We start from the raw sequence: 3,740 nt of genomic DNA on the forward strand, positions 1-3,740 counted from the left end.
TGAGCTATGCTGAAGAAACCGTAGAGATAAACTTGGTAAACTAAGCGTATTAATCGGAGTTTATCATGACCAAGAAAGTAAGAACCTACAGTGACGAATTTAAAGCAGAAGCTGTCAAGAAGATATCAGACAATAATGGCAATATCTCGGCTACCGCAAAGCAGCTTGGCATTGCCATGCAAACGCTATCAAATTGGCATAACAAAGCCAATCAAGGCAAGCTTATCGGCACAGAACAATATGATCCTGATCTTATGACAGCGCTTCAAGAAATAAAGCAGCTCAAGCGACAACTTAAAGTTGCCGAGGAGGAGCGAGAGATATTAAAAAAGGCCACGGCGTACTTCGCGAAAAACAGTTAGTAAAGTACGCCTTTATTAAGGATAACCAGCAGATATTTAGTATCACAGCTATGTGCCGTGTACTAAAGGTTAAGCATTCTAGCTACTACGACTGGCTGAGTCGTGATATCAGCGATCAACAGATACATCGCAACCAGTCTGAGCTGCTGGTTAAAGCCGCGCACAGTGAAACAAAGGAGCGCTATGGATATGAGCGTCTGCATGCGCATCTAAGTGAGCGAGGCCATGACATTAGCCTATACATGGTGAGACGCATCAAAGAAGAGCACGGCATCAAATGCCGACGTCATAAGCGCTTTAAAGTGACCACCGACTCTAATCACAACAAGCTGGTTTATCCAAACGTGCTCGATCAGCAGTTTGATGCCAAGCGTCCTAATGAGTCTTGGGTCAGTGACATTACTTATATCTGGACAAATGAGGGCTGGCTGTACTTAGCAGGGGTCAAAGATCTATACACCAAAGAGCTGGTTGGCTACGCCATTAATAAACGCATGACTGCTGATTTAGTCTGTCGTGCACTAAATATGGCAATCAAGAACAGACGACCAGGCAAAGGGCTGATTGTGCATTCTGACAGAGGCAGTCAGTACTGTAGCCACGCTTATCACAAAATCATCAAGCAGCATCAGTTTACAGGCTCAATGAGTGCTAAAGGCAACTGCTTTGACAACGCACCCATAGAAAGCTTCTGGGGCATATTAAAGAACGAGCTGGTGTATCACCAAGACTATAAAACTAGATTTGCCGCCATTACCGATATCATTGGATATATTGAACTATATTACAACCAAACGAGAACTCAAAAGAGCTTGGGCTATAAATCGCCAAGACAGGTGTGGTTTGATTATTATCGTCAAGCTGCGTAATTAAATCTCCCAAGTTTAACTGTACGGATTTGACGGCAGGGGTCACTATTTGTTGGTATAAAGCAGGTTAGAAAAATGCAAATTTATAAATATCAATGGTTATGACTATCAAGTTATTTCCCACCCTAGAAATCAAATTCAAATTATAGACATAAAAAAAGCCCTAAAGGGGCTTTGGTTCTAACAGGTGTTCCTACTATATCGCTATCAACTGCATCATATTAAATTTAGTCACAAGAATAGCTGTCAAGCCGATAATCAAAAAACAAACTGCTAGAGATTTCGAGACCATCCCAGATTCTGTGTAACTGCCATTTAGATTAAATGCTTACTGATACGGTCATCAAACATAATCATAAAACGATTCAGAGCAGACGTCCAGTTACGGATTGGCATCGACCACTTTTTGGATGCCTGCTGGGTGGCTAAGTACACCACTTTGAATGCTGCCTGATCAGATGGGAATACCTTGCGCTTATTCACCGCTGTCCGAATCACACTGTTCAGTGATTCTATCGCATTGGTGGTATAAATCGCTTTTCTGATGTCTTTCGGATACTCAAAGAACACCGTTAAGCCCTCCCAGTTATTGCGCCAAGACTTAACCACGTGCGGATACTCCTTGCCCCAAGTCTCATCAAAGTGCTCAAGGTTGGCCTCTGCCATCTCAAGCGTATCAGCGCCGTAAATGGCCTTTAAATCAGCCGCTACGGCCTTTTTATCCGTCCATGGTACAAACTTCATGGAGTAACGCACCATATGCACGATACACAGCTGAACCTGAGCATTGGGATAAACGGTGTTAATGGCATCAGGGAAGCCCTTTAGGCCGTCTACACAGGCAATGAGGATGTCTTGTACTCCGCGGTCTTGTAGCTCAGTGAGAACGCCCAGCCAGAACTTAGCGCCTTCATTCTCTGATAACCACATACCAAGCAGCTCTTTTTTACCGTTAAGGTTAACGCCTAGGGCTAAGTAAATGGCTTTGTTGATGATCTGCTTGTCTTGACGTATCTTCACGACGATGCAGTCTAGATAGACGATAGGATAAACACTGCTCAGCGGCCGGTTCTGCCAAGCGGTGATGTCCTCTAATATGTTATCGGTGACTCTTGAGACAAGAGAGCTTGAGATGTCGACATCGTAGAGCTCTTTAATGCTCTCTACAATCTCGGTGGTGGTTTGACCCTTGGCGTAAAGGAATATGATCTTGTCATCAAGACCTGAGATACGGGTTTGATGCTTACTGACGAGTACAGGCTCAAAGCTGCTATCACGGTCTCTTGGGGTGGATATCTCAAGATCGCCTGTGTCACTGCGGACGGTCTTTTTAGTGTGGCCGTTGCGCTTATTGGGCTTGTCTGCCTTCTCATGCTTAGGGTAGCCAAGATGGTCTTCCATCTCAGCTTCCAAGGCAGTATCGATAAAGGATTGCATGAGCTGCTTTTGAAAGCCTAGATTAACACACCAAGTGCAACGCTAAGTAATGGAATAAAACACCTGGTTTGGCGTTTTAAACCCTAATCGTTTTCTTGGTCTGTTGTTTAACCTGTCTTCAATGTTTTGAACCTCATCATCAGATACTTGTCTAAAGTCACATCCTTTAGGCAAGTACTCTCTAATCAAGCCATTGGTATTTTCGTTTGTTCCTCGTTGCCATGAGGCATAAGCATCAGCAAAGTAGAACCCACTATAGAGTCTTTGCTTAATGGCTTTATGATCCGCAAATTCCTTGCCATTATCGGACGTAATCGTCTTAACGTGTAGTTTCACTGGAGTTAGCATTACCACCATCGCATCCGCGACCAGATGAGCACTCTTTTTAGTCACTCGCTTCATCTTAACCAAACCTGTCTTTCGCTCTACCACTGTCACGATAGCTTGTTTATGGTTTTGACCAATGATGGTGTCCGCTTCCCAATCACCGATGCGGGATCGCTCTTTTACTACATGAGGGCGCTCATGAATTGAGATCCTGTCATTAATACGCCCACGAGTCTCAGTGGTAAGCCTTTGACGATAGGGTTTGGCTTTGCGTCTTAAATACTGCCATAGCGTGCCGCCTTGCCTCTTATCCGTCCATAAGTAACGATAGATACTCGTGTGACTGACTCCACTATGAACGCCTGCTATTTGCTCAGGACTCCACTGCAGTTTAAGCTTAGTCACGACCCAGTCCCAGACGTTTAAAATGATGGTGAAGGCATTATTTGCTCGCCTCGCTTTAGCGGTGTTGTCTGCATGCTTTGCCCGGTAGCCTCGTAGGCTTTTATTGCGTCTAAGCTCTCTTGATATGGTGCTGGGACTTCTGCCTAACGCCCCTGCTATAAATTTAATACTATGTTGTGCCCCTCTAAGGGCATAAATCTGATATCGTTCCTCTAGGCTTAGATGTGTATAGCTCATGGTTGCAATCTCACTTTGGCGGTGGATAGTAGCTTTGATGCTAGCGCATCTAGGCCTCTTTTTCACCTGCTCTTTGATATTGCACTTCATGTGTTAATCTAAG

General features: G+C 44.4%; 2 protein-coding genes and 1 pseudogene. 1 reads left to right on the top strand and 2 read right to left on the bottom strand.

All coding sequences use genetic code 11. The annotated features are described in order from the left end of the window. Positions 1–65 precede the first annotated feature (65 nt). Positions 66–1,231, top strand: a protein-coding gene (locus W293_RS0105165) for an IS3 family transposase (protein WP_156915601.1) whose coding sequence is annotated in 2 segments (ribosomal slippage) — positions 66–324 and positions 324–1,231 — 1,167 coding nt in all. Because the reading frame shifts where the segments join, the coding sequence is not laid out codon by codon here. A gap of 315 nt (positions 1,232–1,546) precedes the next feature. On the opposite strand, the pseudogene W293_RS16115 reads toward W293_RS0105165, so the two are convergent. Both W293_RS16115 and W293_RS16120 read right to left on the bottom strand, forming a co-directional pair. Further along, positions 1,547–2,683 (bottom strand): annotated as a pseudogene (locus W293_RS16115) (IS256 family transposase); the annotation flags it as partial. A 27-nt stretch (positions 2,684–2,710) separates the two neighbouring features. Next, on the bottom strand, positions 2,711–3,637 hold the full coding sequence (locus W293_RS16120; RefSeq protein ID WP_037025096.1) for an IS30 family transposase: 927 nt from the start codon (positions 3,635–3,637) through the stop codon (positions 2,711–2,713). Between the last annotated feature and the right edge of the window lie 103 nt (positions 3,638–3,740).

This window comes from Psychrobacter sp. TB67 (genome assembly GCF_000511065.1).
In the GTDB taxonomy this organism is placed as follows: domain Bacteria; phylum Pseudomonadota; class Gammaproteobacteria; order Pseudomonadales; family Moraxellaceae; genus Psychrobacter; species Psychrobacter okhotskensis.

Excerpts from the sequence above, each read along its gene's own strand:
- W293_RS16120 (WP_037025096.1), bottom strand. The coding sequence starts at position 3,637 with ATGAGCTATACACATCTAAGCCTAGAGGAACGATATCAGATTTATGCC.